At 62.5% G+C, this 16,296-nt stretch carries 15 protein-coding genes; 2 read left to right on the top strand and 13 right to left on the bottom strand.

Annotated features, from left to right (window positions below; genetic code table 11):
* Positions 1–133: 133 nt before the first annotated feature.
* From AC5I5I_RS07275 to AC5I5I_RS07245, 7 genes are all read right to left on the bottom strand, one after another.
* Positions 134–961, bottom strand: coding sequence for a sugar phosphate isomerase/epimerase family protein (locus AC5I5I_RS07275; protein WP_495971418.1), 828 nt, complete (start codon positions 959–961; stop codon positions 134–136).
* A gap of 8 nt (positions 962–969) precedes the next feature.
* A complete protein-coding gene (locus AC5I5I_RS07270) occupies positions 970–2,502 on the bottom strand; it encodes a tripartite tricarboxylate transporter permease (protein ID WP_495971416.1) in 1,533 nt (510 codons plus the stop codon).
* Positions 2,503–2,509: 7 nt separating this feature from the next.
* Positions 2,510–3,016: a tripartite tricarboxylate transporter TctB family protein gene (locus AC5I5I_RS07265; protein ID WP_495971414.1), complete on the bottom strand. Its 507-nt coding sequence runs from the start codon at positions 3,014–3,016 to the stop codon at positions 2,510–2,512.
* Positions 3,017–3,133: 117 nt separating this feature from the next.
* Positions 3,134–4,138, bottom strand: coding sequence for a Bug family tripartite tricarboxylate transporter substrate binding protein (locus AC5I5I_RS07260; RefSeq protein ID WP_495971412.1), 1,005 nt, complete (start codon positions 4,136–4,138; stop codon positions 3,134–3,136).
* Positions 4,139–4,396: 258 nt separating this feature from the next.
* The gene (locus AC5I5I_RS07255; RefSeq protein WP_495971410.1) at positions 4,397–5,059 is read right to left on the bottom strand and encodes a TetR/AcrR family transcriptional regulator; all 663 of its coding nucleotides are present in this window, start codon (positions 5,057–5,059) and stop codon (positions 4,397–4,399) included.
* A 147-nt stretch (positions 5,060–5,206) separates the two neighbouring features.
* Positions 5,207–6,433: an acyl-CoA dehydrogenase family protein gene (locus AC5I5I_RS07250; protein ID WP_495971408.1), complete on the bottom strand. Its 1,227-nt coding sequence runs from the start codon at positions 6,431–6,433 to the stop codon at positions 5,207–5,209.
* 2 nt (positions 6,434–6,435) lie between these two features.
* On the bottom strand, positions 6,436–8,526 hold the full coding sequence (locus tag AC5I5I_RS07245; protein WP_495971406.1) for a 3-hydroxyacyl-CoA dehydrogenase NAD-binding domain-containing protein: 2,091 nt from the start codon (positions 8,524–8,526) through the stop codon (positions 6,436–6,438).
* 181 nt (positions 8,527–8,707) lie between these two features.
* On the opposite strand from AC5I5I_RS07245, the gene AC5I5I_RS07240 reads away from it, so the two are divergent.
* The gene (locus AC5I5I_RS07240; protein WP_495971404.1) at positions 8,708–9,532 is read left to right on the top strand and encodes a class II aldolase/adducin family protein; all 825 of its coding nucleotides are present in this window, start codon (positions 8,708–8,710) and stop codon (positions 9,530–9,532) included.
* The gene (locus tag AC5I5I_RS07235; protein ID WP_495971402.1) at positions 9,529–10,485 is read left to right on the top strand and encodes an ABC transporter substrate-binding protein; all 957 of its coding nucleotides are present in this window, start codon (positions 9,529–9,531) and stop codon (positions 10,483–10,485) included. The genes AC5I5I_RS07240 and AC5I5I_RS07235 overlap by 4 nt, the downstream gene beginning before the upstream one ends.
* A 24-nt stretch (positions 10,486–10,509) precedes the next feature.
* Here the strand turns inward: AC5I5I_RS07235 and AC5I5I_RS07230 are convergent, their stop codons facing one another.
* The 6 genes from AC5I5I_RS07230 to AC5I5I_RS07205 all read right to left on the bottom strand — a co-directional run bounded on the left by AC5I5I_RS07230 (position 10,510) and on the right by AC5I5I_RS07205 (position 16,190).
* Entirely contained in the window at positions 10,510–11,400 is an 891-nt protein-coding gene (locus AC5I5I_RS07230; RefSeq protein WP_495971400.1) for an NAD(P)-dependent oxidoreductase, read from the bottom strand.
* Complete coding sequence (locus tag AC5I5I_RS07225; RefSeq protein ID WP_495971398.1) at positions 11,397–11,807, bottom strand: thioesterase family protein; 411 nt, start codon at positions 11,805–11,807, stop codon at positions 11,397–11,399. Before AC5I5I_RS07225 ends, AC5I5I_RS07230 begins: the two co-directional genes overlap by 4 nt.
* A 63-nt stretch (positions 11,808–11,870) precedes the next feature.
* Entirely contained in the window at positions 11,871–12,710 is an 840-nt protein-coding gene (locus AC5I5I_RS07220) for an aldo/keto reductase (RefSeq protein WP_495971396.1), read from the bottom strand.
* 143 nt (positions 12,711–12,853) lie between these two features.
* Positions 12,854–13,597 (bottom strand): histidine phosphatase family protein, encoded by a 744-nt coding sequence (locus AC5I5I_RS07215; RefSeq protein WP_495971394.1) that lies wholly within the window; start codon positions 13,595–13,597, stop codon positions 12,854–12,856.
* A gap of 100 nt (positions 13,598–13,697) precedes the next feature.
* A complete protein-coding gene (locus AC5I5I_RS07210; protein WP_495971392.1) occupies positions 13,698–14,663 on the bottom strand; it encodes a catechol 2,3-dioxygenase in 966 nt (321 codons plus the stop codon).
* Positions 14,664–14,846: 183 nt separating this feature from the next.
* Entirely contained in the window at positions 14,847–16,190 is a 1,344-nt protein-coding gene (locus tag AC5I5I_RS07205; protein WP_495971390.1) for an esterase-like activity of phytase family protein, read from the bottom strand.
* Positions 16,191–16,296 lie beyond the last annotated feature (106 nt).

The raw sequence follows: 16,296 nt of genomic DNA, 5'->3' as shown, positions 1-16,296 counted from the left end.
GACCGGTCGTGAGGGAAGCCGCCGCGGCAATCGCCCCCTGCAAGGCTCTCATGCGGGGCAGAATGTTTCTTCGAAGTGCGGTGGCGAAAAAGTTGGCTGTCGTCCGGCGCCGAGGTTGCGGAAAATCTTTCCTCTAGCTCAATCCATCCATGACGCCGCGGATGTAGCCGATATTGCGGGCGGCGCAGGTAGCGCCATCGGGGATATAGATGAACGGCTCGATGCTGGCATTCCCGGAATAGCCGGTCTCACGCAGTGCCGTAATGATGGGTCCGAAGGTGAGCGCTCCGTCGCCGGGACCGCGCCGGTTCGTATCGTTGAAATGGATATGGGCGATCAGACCTGACGGCATCCATTGCCGGATCAGGTCGGGTACCGATTGCTTTTCCCAGATCGACGCGGCTGAGCAATCGATCATGGTGCGGACCGCGGGGCTACCGATCTGCCGTACAATCCCGGCGGCCTCTTCCACTGTATTGACGAAATTGGCGTCCGGCTGATGCAGCGGCTCGACGCAATAGGTGACCCCCGCGGTTTCCGCATCCTTTGCAATCGCGGCCCAGAATTCGACACCGTAGCGGTAGCTGGCCGCCTCGTGCCCCGGTTCGAGGCGGCGCTGTGCCGGCGAGCCGTGCACTATCATGCTGCCGCCGAGGTCGTGGCAGAGTGCAATTAGCCGGCGCGTGACATCCACCGTGCGGGCGCGGACGGCGGCGTCGATCGCCGTGATCGACATGCCCTCTGGCGCCCGCATGAGATAATGCAGCCCGGTCACAGGCACCCCGTGGTCCTCCGCAATCGTGCGAAGCTCCTTGCGACGCTGCGCTGTCAGTAGATGCGGCTCAGGCGAGAGGGTGATCGGCGCGACCTCCAGCCCGTCATAGCCCATCTGCTTCGCCAACTCGCATTGGCGCGCAAAGTCGTGGTCGGCTAGCACTTCATTGCACAGGGAAATTTTCATACGCGCTTTTACGCGTCACGCGACTTGCGGCGCAAGGGCGCGGTGAGCGCTGCCCACAAACGGCCGACCGATCTGGTGACGGCCGGAATGTTCATCAGGATGGTGCCGGCCACGAGGCAGAACATCACGAAGCTGATCGGGCGGGTGAAGAATGGCGACAGGTCGCCGTCTGATAACGTCAGCCCGCGCCGCAGATTCTTGTCGAGCAGATCGCCGAGCACGATGCCGAGCACCAGCGGCGCCATCGGATAGTTGAGCTGCCGCAGAAAAAATCCGATGATGCCGAAGGCGAGCATCACGTAAATGTCGAAGAAGCGCGAGGCGATTGCAAACGAGCCGACCACGCACAGCACGAATACGACAGGCATCACCAGCGTCTGCGGCACCTGCAGAATTCTCACCAGCAGGTTGGTGAGGGTGAGGCCGTAGATCAGGATGCCGATGCTGGCAAACAGCATCATCGTGACCACGTCGTAGACGAATTGCGGGTTATTCACCATGATAAGGGGGCCGGGCTGCACCCCGTGGATCAGCATCGCCGCAAGCAGCACGGCGGCCGGCGCCGATCCAGGTACCGCGAGCGTCAGCACGGGAATGACGGCGCCCGGCACGCAGGCATTGTCGCCTGTCTCAGCCGCCATCAAGCCCTCAACCGATCCCTTGCCGAACTTTTCCTTCTCCTTGCTGGCGCGCCGCGCGGCGGCATACGAACTCCATGCCGCTACGTCTTCGCCGACGCCCGGCACAATGCCGATTCCGGTACCAATCAGGCCCGAGCGGATGATGGTGCGCCAGTATTTGGTCACGTCCTGAATGCGCGGGATCACGCTGTCGAAGGCGTTGATGATGACTTTTGGCGGTCGGTCCTTGATGACGGTGAGAACTTCCGCGAAACCGAAGGCGCCGACCAACGCCGGGATCAGCGCGATGCCGCCGGAGAGATCGTGGATGCCGAAGGTGAAGCGGTTATAGGCGTACATGCCTTCTTGGCCGATCGAGGCGATGAACAGGCCAAAAAATCCTGCAATCCATCCCTTCAGCGGGTCGTTGCCGGTGAGGTTCCCTGAGATCACCACGCCGAACACCGCGAGCCAGAAAAATTCGTACGCGCCGAACTTCAGCGCCGCTTCGCCGAGCACTGGCGTGAACAAGGCCAGCGCGATCATCCCGATCCAGGTGCCAAGCACGGAGCCCGTGGTGGCGATCCCCATGGCGCGGCCGGCAAGACCTTGCCGCGCCAATGCGTAACCGTCGAGACAGGACGCGGCGGAGGCGGGCGTGCCTGGAATGTTAAGAAGGATAGCGCTGCGGCTGCCGCCATAAATCGCGCCGACATAGGTGCAGATCAGGATCAGCAGTGCGACGTTCGACGGCAGTGCGATGGTGAGCGTCGTCATCAGTGCGACGCCCATGGTGGCGGTCAGGCCGGGCAAGGCGCCGATGATCAGTCCAACCAGGCAGGCCCCGAGCGCATAGAGAATGGTCGTCGGTGTCGCGAAATTTGCGATCGAGTTTCCGAAAAGCAGCAGCCCATCGAACATGGTCGGCTCAGGGCAGTCGAACCAGGAACAAATCCTGGAACGTGTAATGGACGACGCCGCCGCAAATCAGCCCGAACACGGCGGCGAAAACTGCGCCCCTGACGAGCGTGCCGGACGCATTGCGCTCTGAAAACTGGAAGATGAAGATAAAGACGGCGACAAAGATCGCTGCGGCGAGCCAGAATGGCAGTCCGCTGCCCAGCAGACCAAGTGCGAAGGTGAGACACAGTGCGAGCGCGGTAAGTAGCCGCCAGTGATCGCGGGCGCTGAACGCAGGGAATTGCGCCTGCGCGATAGCGCCTGCGCGCACCGATCTCAGGATCAAGAGCACTCCCATGATTGCGAGCGCAAGTCCGAGCAGTCCGGGTACGAGGCCGGGCGCGGTGTAGATGCTGGCCTGAAGATGGGTCAACCGATCCATCTTCAGGCTGAGGATCACGATCCCGATCGCGAGTGCGAGCCAGATGCCACCGGAAATCAGGTCGGCGAAGGGGGATGGCTTTTGATCTTCCACACTTGCCTCGTTATCCCGGGGCGCGCCCGCAGACCCGGAATCCGCTTGCGCTCAGTCCAACCATCGCAGTGCAATCCGGGGCCGCATGCTTGCTTGCGCGCCCCGGATGCTTCGTGCTTACGGCTTCGCGATGCCGACCGTGTCGGGCGAAACCTTAGCTTTACCGGCCGCATGCAATTGCCACGCGGTCGACTGGATCGCGGGCATCGCGGCCTTGACTGCCTCGTCGCCGTAGACTGGAGCGAATTGCGCGCCGTTGGACGCGGCGTATTTCTTCAAAGTGTCGGAATTCGCGACCACGTTCTTCCAAACCATATCTACGGTCTCGCGCACATTGGCCGGCACATCCTTGTGGATGAAGATGCCGAAATAGTTCGCATCCGGCTTGAACCCCGCGACCGAAGCGGTCACCGGCGGGATGGTGCCGAAGCCCTCAAGTTCAAGCGGCTTGTCGGACAGCACGGCAAGCGGACGCAGCCGCTTGGCGCGGAGCATCGCGGCTTGCTCGACCGCAAGCTGGGTGGTGACCTCCGTCTCGCCTGAGACCGTTGCGTTTACAGCCGGATTGCCGCCGTCATAGCTGACGTGCTTGTAAGTGAGGCCGAGTGCGCGCGTGAAAGCCTCGATCGCGGCATGGCCCGACGAATTAATACCGGCGGTGGCCACCGAAACCCCGTTCGGCTTGGCTTTCATCGCATCGACCAGGTCTTTTGCTGTCTTGTACGGAGTGTCCGGATTGACGCCCAGAACCGACACGTTGACCACGCTCAGATAGGGCCGCCAGTCGGAGAACTTGGTGTCGAGCAGGCCGCTGACGGCATAGGTGCCGATGTCCTTGGCTGCGCCCGCGGTCCAGGTATAGCCATCCTTGGCGGCGTCCATCGCGCTCTTGGTGCCAATCGATCCGGAGGCGCCGCCCTGATTGACGATCACGACCTTCTGGCCGAGCGCCTTTTCGATCTCGACCGCAGCGACGCGGGTCACCTGGTCGGTCGAGCCGCCCGCTGCCCAGGGCACGATGATGGTGATCGGGCGTTCCGGCTTCCAGGGATAGTTCTGAGCCGATGCGCTGGCGGTCAGAGCCAGCATCGTGGACGCAAGGATGGTGGATGTTCGCAGCATCTGTCGTTCCTCCCGAGAACGTTATGGATCCGGCTTTTCGCCGGTTTGGGTCGTCCAGCCTAAGCGATCCCGGCGCGGGCAAAAATGTCGCCAGCATCGGCTCTTCGCTAAGTAACTGTCTGGTTACAAATGCACCACGCCCGGGTATCGAGCGTCAAGAGGAAATCGGCCGCGTCTTCCGGTCGTGAAGCGCACCCGGCCTATGACTTTCGCGTTGCGCGTTCGCGGCCGGGGGTTGCGAATATCAGGACCGCTCTACTAGGGCCGCAGATAGCCCAGCACCACTTCCTCGATGTGGCTACCGCGCTCGGCCAGCGCCTCCGGTCGCCCCAGGTCGCGGCCAAAGATCGTGGACAGCGTGAACCGGTTCGACATGTAAAAAAATCCAAGCGAGGCGATGTCGATATAGAGTTGCACCGGGTCGACGCCTTCGCGAAACACCTTCGCCTTCACGCCCCGCTCGAGCAGGATCGTGATGATCCCGACCAGCGGCGAGTGCAGTTCGCGGATTTTTTTCGACGTCTTGAGATGCCGGGCGCGGTGCAGATTTTCGGTGCCGAGCAGGCTGAGAAACTCAGGATGCTCGATGAAATAATTCCAGGTGAAGGCGACCAGTTCGCGCATTGCATCGACCGGGTCGCGATCGGCCAGATGCAACCTGATCTCGGCATTGCGGATATCCGCATAGATCTCTTCCAGAACCGCGAGATAGACGCCGCTCTTGTCGCCGAAATAATAGTAGATCATCCGCTTGTTGACGCCGGATCGCTTCGCGATCTCGTCAACGCGGGCCCCATTCAGACCATGGGCGGTGAATTCTTCCATCGCCGCGGCCAGGATCGTGGCGCGGGTCCGCTCGGGATCGCGCTCGCCGGACGGTCGGCGGGGCGGACTGGCTTTCGAGGGGCTGGGGGCATCCATCACAAGGTGCAGGATAGACGGATCGGGGCTGTAACCACAAACTCCGTTCGTCCCCGCGAAAGCGGCGACCCGGAGCGGCTGACGCCGTTCCACCCAATACTGGATTCCCGCTTGTGCGGGACTGAGCGGAGAGAGTTGGGAGCCAAGCTACCCCGCATTCCCACCGCCCGCGGCGTGCTTGCGCAGTTCCAGTTTGGCGATGGTCTCGCGATGCACCTCGTCCGGTCCGTCCAGAATGCGGATCGAGCGGGCGCGCGCATAAGCGTAGGCGAGGTGGAAATCCTGCGACAGGCCGCCGGCGCCGCAGATCTGGATCGCACGGTCCACCACTTTCTGCGCCATGTTCGGCGCCACCACCTTGATCATGGCGATTTCCGCGCGTGCCGCCTTGGTGCCGACCTCGTCGATCATCTGCGCGGCGTGTAGCGTCAGCAATCGCGCCTGGTCGATCTCCATGCGCGATTCCGCGATCCAGTGGCGGGTGACGCCCTGGTCCGCGAGCGGCTTGCCGAAGGCGGTGCGGGTCAGCGCACGCCGGCACAACGTTTCGAGCGCGCGCTCCGCGAGCCCGATGGTGCGCATGCAGTGATGGATGCGGCCGGGCCCGAGCCGGCCCTGCGCGATCTCGAAGCCGCGGCCTTCTCCGAGCAGGATGTTCGTGACCGGCACCCGCACATTCTCGAACGTCACCTCGGCGTGTCCGTGCGGCGCGTCGTCATAGCCGAACACCGAGAGCGGCCGGATCACTTTCACGCCGGGCGTGTCCATCGGCACCAGCACCATCGACTGCTGCTTGTGCGCCGGCGCGTCCGGATCGGTGCGGCCCATGACGATCAGGATTTTGGCGCGAGAGTCGGGGGCGCCGGTGGTCCACCATTTGCGGCCGTTGATGATGTAGCTATCGCCGTCGCGCCGGATCTCGGTGCGAATATTGGTGGCGTCGGATGACGCGACGTCCGGCTCGGTCATCGCGAAGCAGGAGCGGATCTCGCCGTCCATCAAGGGCGGCAGCCAGCTCTGCTTCTGCGCCTCGCTGCCGTAAAGGATCAGCGTCTCCATGTTGCCGGTGTCGGGCGCCGAGCAGTTGAAGCTTTCCGGGCCGAGCGGCGAGCGCCCCATGATTTCGCAGAGCGGCGCGTAGTCGAGATTGCTCAGACCCTCGGCGTAATGCTTTTTCGGCAGCCAGAGATTCCACAGGCCCGCGGCTTTCGCTTTGGCCTTCAGCTCGGCGGTGACGGGCAATTCGCGCCAGCGGTCCTTGGCCTCGGCAAGCTGCCGCTCGAACACGGTCTCCGCCGGATAGACATGCTCGTCCATGAAGGCCGTCAGCCGCTTCGCGATCTCCTGCGCACGCGGTGACGGCTGTGGGAGCATGGTCAGTTTTTCCCGCTCAGTGAACCGAAGCCCTTGCCGTCGTCGGCGAGCCGTTTCAGCAACGAGGCCGGTTCGTGCCTTGTGTCGCCGGTCTGTTTGGCGAACTCCATCAGCCGGTCGCGGATATAGGGCAGGCCTATCGTGTCGGCATAATACATCAGGCCGCCGCGCCAGGCTGGGAAACCGTAGCCATAGACCCAGATCACGTCGATATCGCCCGGGCGCTGCGCGATACCTTCGTCGAGAATGCGCGCACCTTCGTTGATCATCGGGAACAGCAGGCGTTCGGTGATCTCGTCGCGACTCATCTGCTTTCGCGCGATGCCGAGGCGCTGCGAGGTTGCAACGATCAGCGCCTCGACCTCCGGATCGGGCTTGGGCGTGCGGTTGCCTGCCTCGTACAGATAGAAGCCCTTGCCGGTTTTCTGGCCGAAGCGGCCCATTTCGCAAAGCTGGTCGGCGATCTCCGCACGCGCGCCTTGAGCCTTGCGCATCCGCCAGGAGATATCGAGGCCGGCAAGATCGCTGACCCCGAACGGGCCGAGCGGGAAGCCGAAAGCGGTGAGGGCGCCATCAACATCCTGTGGTAGCGCGCCTTCGAGGAGCAGCCGTTCCGCTTCGGTCGAGCGGACGCGCAGGATGCGGTTGCCGACGAAGCCGTGGCAGACACCAACGACGACGGGCACCTTGCCGATCTTGCGCGCAATGCTGATCGCGGTCGCAAGCGTTTGCGGATCGGTATCGGCGCCGCGCACGATCTCCAGAAGGCGCATCACATTCGCCGGGCTGAAGAAGTGCATGCCGAGAACCGATTGCGGCCGTTCGGTGAAATGCGCGATCTCGTTGACATCGAGGTAGGACGTGTTGGTGGCGAGTACGGCGCCGGGCTTGCCGTTGGCATCGAGTTTGCCGAGCACCTCGCGCTTCACGCCGATGTCCTCGAACACAGCCTCGATCACCATGTCGGCGTCGGCGATCTCGCCGAAATCGGTGGTGCCGTGCATCAGGCCGGTGCGGGTTTCGACATCCTCCGCGCTCATGCCACCGCGCTTGGCGGAAGCGGCATAATTCTTGGCGACCAGATCGAGGCCGCGCTTCAGCGCATCGGCGCTGGTTTCGACGATGGTGACCGGGATGCCGGCATTGGCGAAGCACATGGCGATGCCACCGCCCATGGTGCCGGCGCCGATTACCGCGGCGCGCTTCACATCAAGCGGCTTCACGTCCTTCGGCAGGTCGGAAACCCTCGCCGCCTCGCGCTCGGCAAAGAAGATGTGACGCTGCGCCTTCGACTGCGCGCCCTCTTTCAGTTCGATGAAAGCATCGCGTTCGCGGATCAGTGCTTCGGCCACCGGTACGTCCAGAGTCCAGCGCAAGGCCTCCAGCGCTTTCGCCGGCGCATGCAGCCCGCGCGCGCGTTTCGCATAGGGGGCCGCGAGTTCGTCGAACTTGGCCGGATTGGCGCGGAGGTCCGCGAGCTTGTCGTCACGGTCGCGCGCACGCGTGAGCGGATGCTTTTCGGTGGCCACCCATTGCGCATATGAAATCGCAGAAGGCACCAGATCATCGGAGACGATCTGGTCGACCAGACCATAGGACTTGGCATCGTCGGCGCCGATCGGGTCGCCGGACAGGATCATTGCCATCGCCTTGTCCATGCCGATCAGGCGCGGCAGCCGCTGGGTGCCACCGGCGCCCGGCATCAGCCCGAGCTTGATTTCGGGCAGACCAAGCTTTGTTCCGGCCAGAGCAATTCGGAAATGGCAGCCGAGCGCGACTTCCAGCCCACCGCCCAGCGGAGTGCCGTGCAGCGCCGCAACCACCGGTTTCGGCATGGCGTCGAGGGCTTCGATGACGTCAATGGTGGTGGGGCTCACCGGCGGCTGATTGAATTCGGTAATGTCCGCGCCCGCGATGAATGTGCGGCCCGCGGCAGCAATCACAACGGCTTGGATGTCGGCATCGTCACGCGCGCGCGCCAGAGCCTCGACCAGCCCCTTGCGCATGGCGTTGTTGAGTGCGTTGACGGGCGGATGATTGACGGTGATGACCGCGATCGCACCCTCGCGGCGGAATTCGACGACGTCCGGCACAGCAGATTTCCTAAACAGTGGGGGCCTGGATTACAACGCGCAGGCTGGCTTGGCGGCATGTTTAGGAAGGGGTGGGCAGGGTGTCAAACCGCCGGCTCATGCCAGCGTTACGCTTCCGGCAATTGCCGTTTCCGGCTCTGGCGTGCATGGTCCCGTCCTCGAAAACAGAGGAAACGCCGCCGTGAGTCCAAGCCTCGACCAGATCAAGACCGACACTGCGCTCGGCAACCGCATTCTAGCCAACGAGGGTGTCCTCGATGCCTTCGGCCATGTCAGTATGCGGCATCCGACCAACCCGAACCGCTACTTCCTCTCCCGCTCGCGCGCGCCCGAATTGGTCGAGCCCGGAGACATCCTGGAATACGATCTCGATTCCAACCCGGTGAAAAGGACCGACCAGCGTCTCTATGCCGAGCGCGTGATCCATGGCGAGATCTACAAGGCGCGGCCTGACGTGATGGCGGTCGTGCATCATCATGCGCCCGCGGTCATGCCGTTCTGCATCTCCGGCGTGGAGCTTCAGCCGGTCATGCATCTCGGGGCGATTGTGGGGCACAAGGTGCCGATGTGGGACCAGTACGACGAGTTCGGTGACACCAACCTGTTGCTGGTGGAACCGGAGGAGGGCGCCTCGCTCGCGCGCGCACTGGGAGAGGCACCGCTGGTTCTGATGAAGGGACACGGGGCGACGGTGGTCGGTGGCACGATTCAGGAACTTGTGTTTCGTGCGATCTATTCCTGCAGGAACGCCGAGTATCAGTTCGCTGCGCAGATGTTAGGCAAGGTGGTGCCGCTGCGCCCGGGCGAGGTCGACAAGTCATCGCAGATCAACGCCATGCCGACCGCAACTTTCAGGACCTGGGAATACTGGTCGGTGCGGCTGGAGAAGGCCGGCGGCGGGTTGTCGCGCGTTGGCAAAAAGCCGGTTGGCGCAGGCGCCAAGCGTGCTAGCGTTCGCACCACATCGAAGAAAACCAAGACGAAAGCAAAAGGGAGAAAGCGATGAAATTCAGGGGAGCCGCATTTGGTGCGGTGGTTTTGGCGGCTATTGCCAGCCCCGCATTTGCGCAGGACCAGCTCAAGATCGCCATCGGCCAGATCAACAATTGGGAAAATCAGCCGCCGACGCTTGGCCAGGACGCCGGCATTTTCAAGAAGCACAATCTTCAACTTGAGGCGGTCGGCACCCAAGGGGCGGGCGAAACCATTCAGGCGGTGATCTCGGGCTCGGCCGATCTCGGCGCGGGCGTCGGCGTTGCGGGCGCGATGCGCGCTTTCTCGAAAGGCGCACCGGTCCGAATCCTGCTCCCGGCCTTCACCGGCACCGGCGATCTCTACTGGTACGTCAAGGCGGATTCGCCGATCAAGAGCCTGAAGGACACGACCGACAAGCACACGATTGCCTATTCAACCAACGGCTCGTCCTCCAACAACATCGTCGTCGCGTTCGGTCAGGAACTTGGCGCGAAGGCAAAGCCGACCGCGACGGGTGGTCAGCCGGGAACGCTGACCTCGGTGATGAGCGGGCAGGTCGACATCGGCTGGGCGGCGCCGCCGTTCGGCGTGCGCGAGCTCAAGGACGGCAAGATCCGTATCATCGCACGAGGCAGCGATGTGCCGTCGCTGCGGGGGCAAACCGTGCGTGCGATCATCGTCAACGCCGATGCGCTCAAGAACAAGAAGGACGCCATCATGCGGTTCGTGAAGGCGTATCGCGAGAGCGCGGACTGGATGTATGACGACCCGAAGGCGCTCTCGATGTATGCAAAGAAGATCAGGATGGACGACGAGGCTTTGCTGAAGGAATCCCTCGAGCAGTTCCATCCCAAATCTGCGATGCAGTCCGATCAGATGGCCGACCTGGATGGCGCCATCGCGGACGCAGTGAAACTGAAGTTCCTCGATAAGCCCTTGACCAAAGAGCAGGTCACGGAATTCCTGCAGATTCCGCCACGTTAGGGAATCGACATTCCGGCGACGGTGCTATCGCTTCTCGCGCGAAGCACCGTCGATCGCGGCGAGCATGGCGTCGCGCCCTTTGGCGACAGCCTCCTTGACCTCCCGCCGCCGGCCGATCTCGCCAAGCTGTTGCTGGCGCTCGATCGTTCCGGTCGTCATCATCGGATCGACACCCAGCTCACGCAACGTATTGGCGACCTCGCGCATTTCCGCAGCCCGCCGGATGCCGTGGCTGACCATGCGCTCGATGTTATATTCGGGCATCTTCCCCCAATCGACGCCGGGGTAATTGTTGTGCAGCGACGCGGCGACCTGATCGGCCACGCCCGCGCGCGAAGCCGCAAGAAAGCATTCCAGCGTCAGTGCCTCTATGCCTTTGATCATCACGCTGCGGATCATTTTGATCGCGGCGGCTGCACCGATATCGTCGCCGACGATCTGTGTCTTCATGCCGAGTGCGGCAAGCACGGGCTCAGCCTCAGCGGCATCGGGACCTGCCAGCATCATTGGCGACTTGTGGCGCGCAGGGTGGATCGCCGAGACGATTGCCACGTCGACATAGCGCGCGCGTTCGTCGAGCAGCTTTGCCGTGGCCTGCTTGCGTCCGGGCGAGACCGAGTTGACGTCGAGATAGAGCGGCTTGCCCGCGAGGTGACCGACCACGGATTGCGCGGCCTCGTGGCTCGATGCTGCGGTGACCGCCGCGATCACGATGTCGGCGTCACGCACGGCGTCAGCCGCCGACGTTGCCACGCGCACGCCGGATGCGTCCGCGGCCTCGATCAGCTTCGCGCCGGAGGATTTCGGAAACAGGATGTCCCAAGCGGCAATCTTCGAAATCCCGTCATCGCGCAGGCCGGCCGCCATCGCCTGGCCGGCCTCGCCGAAGCCGATAAACGCGATCCGGGCGCTCACGGCTCGGCCTTGAGCTTCTTCTGGATGCGGGCATCGAAGCGCTCGACATTGACGACGACGCGCGTATGCGTGCCGTCGCCGACGCGCTCCCTGTCGTCGAAAGCCTCGACCCGGAACGTTACGTTGCGGCCGTCAATCTTCGTCACCTCGGCGGTGGCGCGCAGCGTCATGCCCACCGGCGTTGCAGCATAGTGACCGACATCCAGATGGGTACCGAGGCTCTGATGGCCGGGTGGCAGCAGGTTCTCGATGGCATCGAGAGCGGCGGCTTCCATCATGTTGATCATGACCGGCGTGGCTAGAACGCGCACGCGGCCGGAGCCGACGCGCGGCGCGGTCTGCTCCTCTCCGACGAGGATCTGCGCCCGACCTTTGAGGCCGAGTGTGAGTTTCGAGAGATCGGTCATTTTTGCCCCGTCGATCAGACCTCGTTACACGCAACTCGAGTATTGCGCATAGCCACCGCGTCCCTACAACATCTCCAGCGCGTATTTTTTCTCGGGTGGCGGGAAGGCACGATCCAGAACCGCAACGTCGTCGTCGGTGAGCTTGAGATCGAGTGCGGCAAAATTCTCCCGCAAATGTACTGCGTTCGTTGCCTTCGGGATCACGATCGTGGCCGGCTTCCCCAGAAGCCACGCCAGTGCCACCTGCGCGGTCGTCGCTTCGTGCCGTGAGGCGACTTCCTTCAGCGCCGCCACACCGAGGAGGCGGCCCTGCTCGATCGGCGAATAGGCCATGATCGGGATGTTGCGCTCACGGCAAAACGGCACGAGGTCGTATTCGATGCGGCGGCGCTTCAGATTGTAGAGCACCTGGTTGGTGGCGCAGGTGTCGCCGCCGGGCAGTGCCAGCAGTTCCTCCATGTCGTCGGTATCGAAGTTGCTGACACCCCAGTGGCGGATCTTGCCCTCGCGCTGCAACTGGATGAAGGCCTCCAGCGTGTGCTGGAGCGGTGTCGAGCCGCGCCAATGCAGCAGATAGAGGTCGATGCGGTCGGTGCGCAACCGCTTCAGGCTGCCTTCGCAGGCCGCCACCGTATCCTTGCGCGAGGCATTCTCCGGCAGCACCTTGCTGACAAGGAACAGGCCGTCGCGGCGCCCGGCAATGGCCTCGCCGACGATGTCCTCGGCCTCGCCGTCTCCATACATCTCGGCGGTGTCGATCAGGGTCGCGCCGAGATCAAGGCCCAGTTTGAGCGCGGCGACTTCGTCGGCGCGCTTCTTGTCAACTTCGCCCATCATCCAGGTGCCGAGCCCGAAGACGGGAATCGGCTCACCGGAGGGTAGGGCGGTCACGGGAATGCGCATTCGATACATACCAGTTCGTCGCAAGCAACATGCGGGTTGGGCTGAGGGCAGACGCGCCCCAAACCTGACGGCGGTGCTTGTAGAACTGGCATATAAGTCCGCAAGTATGCGATCGCAACTTGCGGACTGGTGCGTGCAGGGTCTCAGAGCTGGTCGAGCTTCGAGGTCGGAATCAGCTTCCAGATATTGAACGCGCCCTTGTCGAAGATTTCGAGCTTGTAGACCTCGTCGTTGCTCTGGCGAATCTCCTTGATCGCCTTCTCGGGCGCGAGGCCGATCAACTCGCCGATCACGAGTGGATTCACGCCGCCATGCGCGACAATCATGACGGTTCCGTTGTGATGGTTTTTGACGATTTCGCGCGTTGCGATGCTGACGCGCTTGGCGAGCGATGCCAGGCTTTCTCCGCCTTCCATGTCGTCGTTGAGGTTCGCGAGCCGTGGGCTCCAGTCCTTGGCGACTTCCTTTTCGACCTTTCCTTCGTAGATTCCGAAGGAACGCTCGTTCAACATCGGTTGCGGCGTGATCGGCGCCTTGCCCTTGAAGGCGTCCGCCGTCTGGATCGCGCGCGTGAGCCCGCTCGAATAGATATGATCGATCGATATGTTGCCGAGTTGCGATGCAACGGCGGCCGCCTGTTCGAGGCCCTTCGCGTTCAGGGAATTGTCGGTGCTGCCCTGAATACGACCCTGCTGGTTCCAGTCGGTCTCGCCGTGACGAACCACGTAGATCGTCACCTTGCCGCTGGCGTCGGCGGCAAGGGCCGATCCCGACGGTGACGGGATCGCGATCGCAAGCGAGAGCGCGCCAAACGCTATTGCGGTGGAGAGCGCCGGCTTGCAAATATTCCTGAGGCGCAAAACAAGCCGTGCGATTCCGGTCAACATGAGTACCTCCATCCGATAATGCCGGATGCGGTACGAGCCATTCGTAACAGGCGTATTACAAACGACGGCCGGTGTGCGCGACGGCCCTTCTACCCACAGCCTAATGCCCTTTCGCTTCTACCGGCGGCGTGCCGTGGGTGTGGAACGACTCGATGGTCTTCAGCCCCCAGGCCTGGCCTTTCTTGCGTTCATTTTCGGTCCACACGATCGGCTTCCAGTCGGGCGCGAGGATCAGACGTGCGCCGGCATTCGCCACTTCGACGCGGTTTCCGCCGGGTTCGTAGACGTAGAGGAAGAACGTCTGCTGGATTGCATGCTTGTGCGGTCCGGTCTCGATATGCACGCCGTTTTCCAGGAAGATGTCGGCGGCGCGCAAAATCTCCTCGCGGGTGTCGATCGCGTAGGTGATGTGATGGAAGCGGCCCTTGGTGCCGGTGTGATCGCGCGTATAGGCAAAGTCGTATGACTTGTTGGTCGCGGTCATCCAGATAGCGGCTTCCGAGCCGTCATTAAGAATGATGGTCTCGGTCAGGCGGAAGCCGAGATAGTCTTCATAGAAAATCCGGTTCGCCTTGATGTCGACAGCCAGCCCGTTCCAGTGGTCGAGCCGCCGAACGTTGCAGCCGCGGGCGGGGAAGCGCTGTGCCTGGTTCTTCAGCGCTGGCTTCTTGTCCGGCGGTGCCTGGTACCATTCGGTCTCGTAATACAACTCAACGACATGGTCATCGGGGTCCTTGCAGACGAAGGTTTTGCCGTGGCCGACATCGCCGTCGGTCCAGCCAATGTCGAAGCCTGAGCCCTTGAGGGCGGCGGCGCGGCGCTCCAGTGCCTGCGGCGAACGGCAGCGATAGGCGACGTGCTTCAGCCCCGAGGTCTTCGATGCCGTCAGTTTCAGGGAATAGAGCTCGTAATCGTCCCATGCGCGCAAATAGACGCTGTCGCCCTTCTCAGCGCTTTGGGTCATCCCCATCACGTTGATGAAGAAATCGCGGCTCTCCTCGAATTTCGGCGTGAGCAATTCGAGGTGGGCAAGGTGGGCAATATCGAGGATGGGCTCTTTGATCATGGACCGTCGCGTCGCCTTGATGTGTTGGATGGCAGCGACGTATCACGCGCGGCGCCGCGCGTCGATCCTAGAAAAATTCGCATGATTCCGGGTGCCTGCGAAGCAGGCGATCCCGGAATCAGAGCTGGTATGCGAGCCGGTTCCGGGTCCGGCGTTTGCACGCCGGACCGGGAACGGCGCCGATTACTTCGCCTTGAGGAAGTCCGTGACCTTAAGCAGCACGAACTCGTTGTCATCGGCTTTGTTGGGATCGCGGCTCGATGAGAAGGGCAGGTTGTTGTCGTTGCCCACCACGATGTGGTCGCCATCGACGATGTCGACATTCTCGATGGTGAAGAACGGGAAGGTCAGCACGCCATCATTGAGAGGCTTGCGCGCCTTCTTGTCCGGATCGGCGATCTTCATCAGGTCGATATGTGCGATCTTGCGCACAGGGGCGTTCGCATTCGCGTCGGTCATCTCGATCTTGTAGATGCGCTTGAACTTGGCGATCTGGTCGAAGCAGTTTTCCGCCTTGGCACCTGCGGGACAGGCCTTGTCGGCGGTGCCCTCGTGATCGTCGCGTTCGATGACCAGCGCCTGTGTCGGGCTGATCATGTTGAAGTCTCCGATCGCAAGGCCGTTCTCCTCCAGCACGTATTTCCAATGCCGGCCGGTCCACTTCTCTCCGGCGACGTCGAACTCGAGCACGCGCAGGTATTCCCTGCCGTCGGCGGTCTTTTCCCAATCTTTCTTCTCGGCGTCCCAGGCCGGGCCTTCGAGCATGGCGTAGAGGAAACGGCCGTCCGGCGAGGCCGCCATGCCCTCATAGCCCTTGGACCGGCGGATAGTGAATGCGGTGGCGCCACCGGGCACGGCCGGCGACATCACGGCATAATGGTCCGGCGAGCGTGCCGCCTTGCCGTCGATCATGGTCTCGAACACGGCTTCGACCTTCCCGTTCCTGTCCGTGCGGATCAGGTAGGGGCCGAATTCCTCCGCGATCCAGAATTTGTCGCCAATCGGCTGAAAGCTTTCGAGGTCGAGATCCGCGCCGGTGAGATAGCGCTTCGCGGTGCCCTCGTGCACGATCCGGAACGGCAGCTTCTTGTCTGGATCATGCAGGAAAATTGTAGCGAGACGGTCGGCTGTGCCCTTGTCCCAGTTCATACGATACTGATTGAGAAACAGCATGGCGTCGGGCGAATTTGCCTTGCTGCCAAAGCCGTTGTCGGTCAGCACCCAGAAGGTCCCATCGGGCATGCGCTTTATTCCGGAGCTTCCCTGCACCGGCTGTCCGTCGAATGGAAGCTTCACGCCGGTTGGCCGGCCGCGCGAGCGGCCTTCCACGGTGCCGATCGCCTCGACGCGCTTTCCCGTTGTGAATTTGCCGGACACCTTCAGATCGTCGGGGGCATCGGCCGGAGCCGGAATGAAGGTCGCTGCCGGTATCACGACATGGCCTGCGAGGACCGCCGGTTGCGACTGGGCGAATGCCGCATTGACAAGCGTAACGGTCAGAAGCGCTGAAAGTGTTGCTGCGCGCATGGATGGTTCTCCTGTTGCGCTGCAGTAATTTGTCCGAACTCGTGTCGTATCGGTGAAGGCTGCATGACACTTCTCTGACAATGCACCTTTCACTGCGCTTCGACTC

This window comes from Pseudorhodoplanes sp. (genome assembly GCF_059499825.1).
Note: the sequence above shows the minus strand (reverse complement) of the source record. Positions and strands in the feature narration are given on the sequence as shown.

Coding starts and splice junctions, on each gene's coding strand:
- AC5I5I_RS07275 (WP_495971418.1), bottom strand. CDS start 961: ATGAAAATTTCCCTGTGCAATGAAGTGCTAGCCGACCACGACTTTGCG.
- AC5I5I_RS07270 (WP_495971416.1), bottom strand. CDS start 2,502: ATGTTCGATGGGCTGCTGCTTTTCGGAAACTCGATCGCAAATTTCGCG.
- AC5I5I_RS07260 (WP_495971412.1), bottom strand. CDS start 4,138: ATGCTGCGAACATCCACCATCCTTGCGTCCACGATGCTGGCTCTGACC.
- AC5I5I_RS07255 (WP_495971410.1), bottom strand. CDS start 5,059: ATGGATGCCCCCAGCCCCTCGAAAGCCAGTCCGCCCCGCCGACCGTCC.
- AC5I5I_RS07250 (WP_495971408.1), bottom strand. CDS start 6,433: ATGCTCCCACAGCCGTCACCGCGTGCGCAGGAGATCGCGAAGCGGCTG.
- AC5I5I_RS07235 (WP_495971402.1), top strand. CDS start 9,529: ATGAAATTCAGGGGAGCCGCATTTGGTGCGGTGGTTTTGGCGGCTATT.
- AC5I5I_RS07225 (WP_495971398.1), bottom strand. CDS start 11,807: ATGACCGATCTCTCGAAACTCACACTCGGCCTCAAAGGTCGGGCGCAG.
- AC5I5I_RS07220 (WP_495971396.1), bottom strand. CDS start 12,710: ATGCGCATTCCCGTGACCGCCCTACCCTCCGGTGAGCCGATTCCCGTC.
- AC5I5I_RS07215 (WP_495971394.1), bottom strand. CDS start 13,597: ATGTTGACCGGAATCGCACGGCTTGTTTTGCGCCTCAGGAATATTTGC.
- AC5I5I_RS07210 (WP_495971392.1), bottom strand. CDS start 14,663: ATGATCAAAGAGCCCATCCTCGATATTGCCCACCTTGCCCACCTCGAA.
- AC5I5I_RS07205 (WP_495971390.1), bottom strand. CDS start 16,190: ATGCGCGCAGCAACACTTTCAGCGCTTCTGACCGTTACGCTTGTCAAT.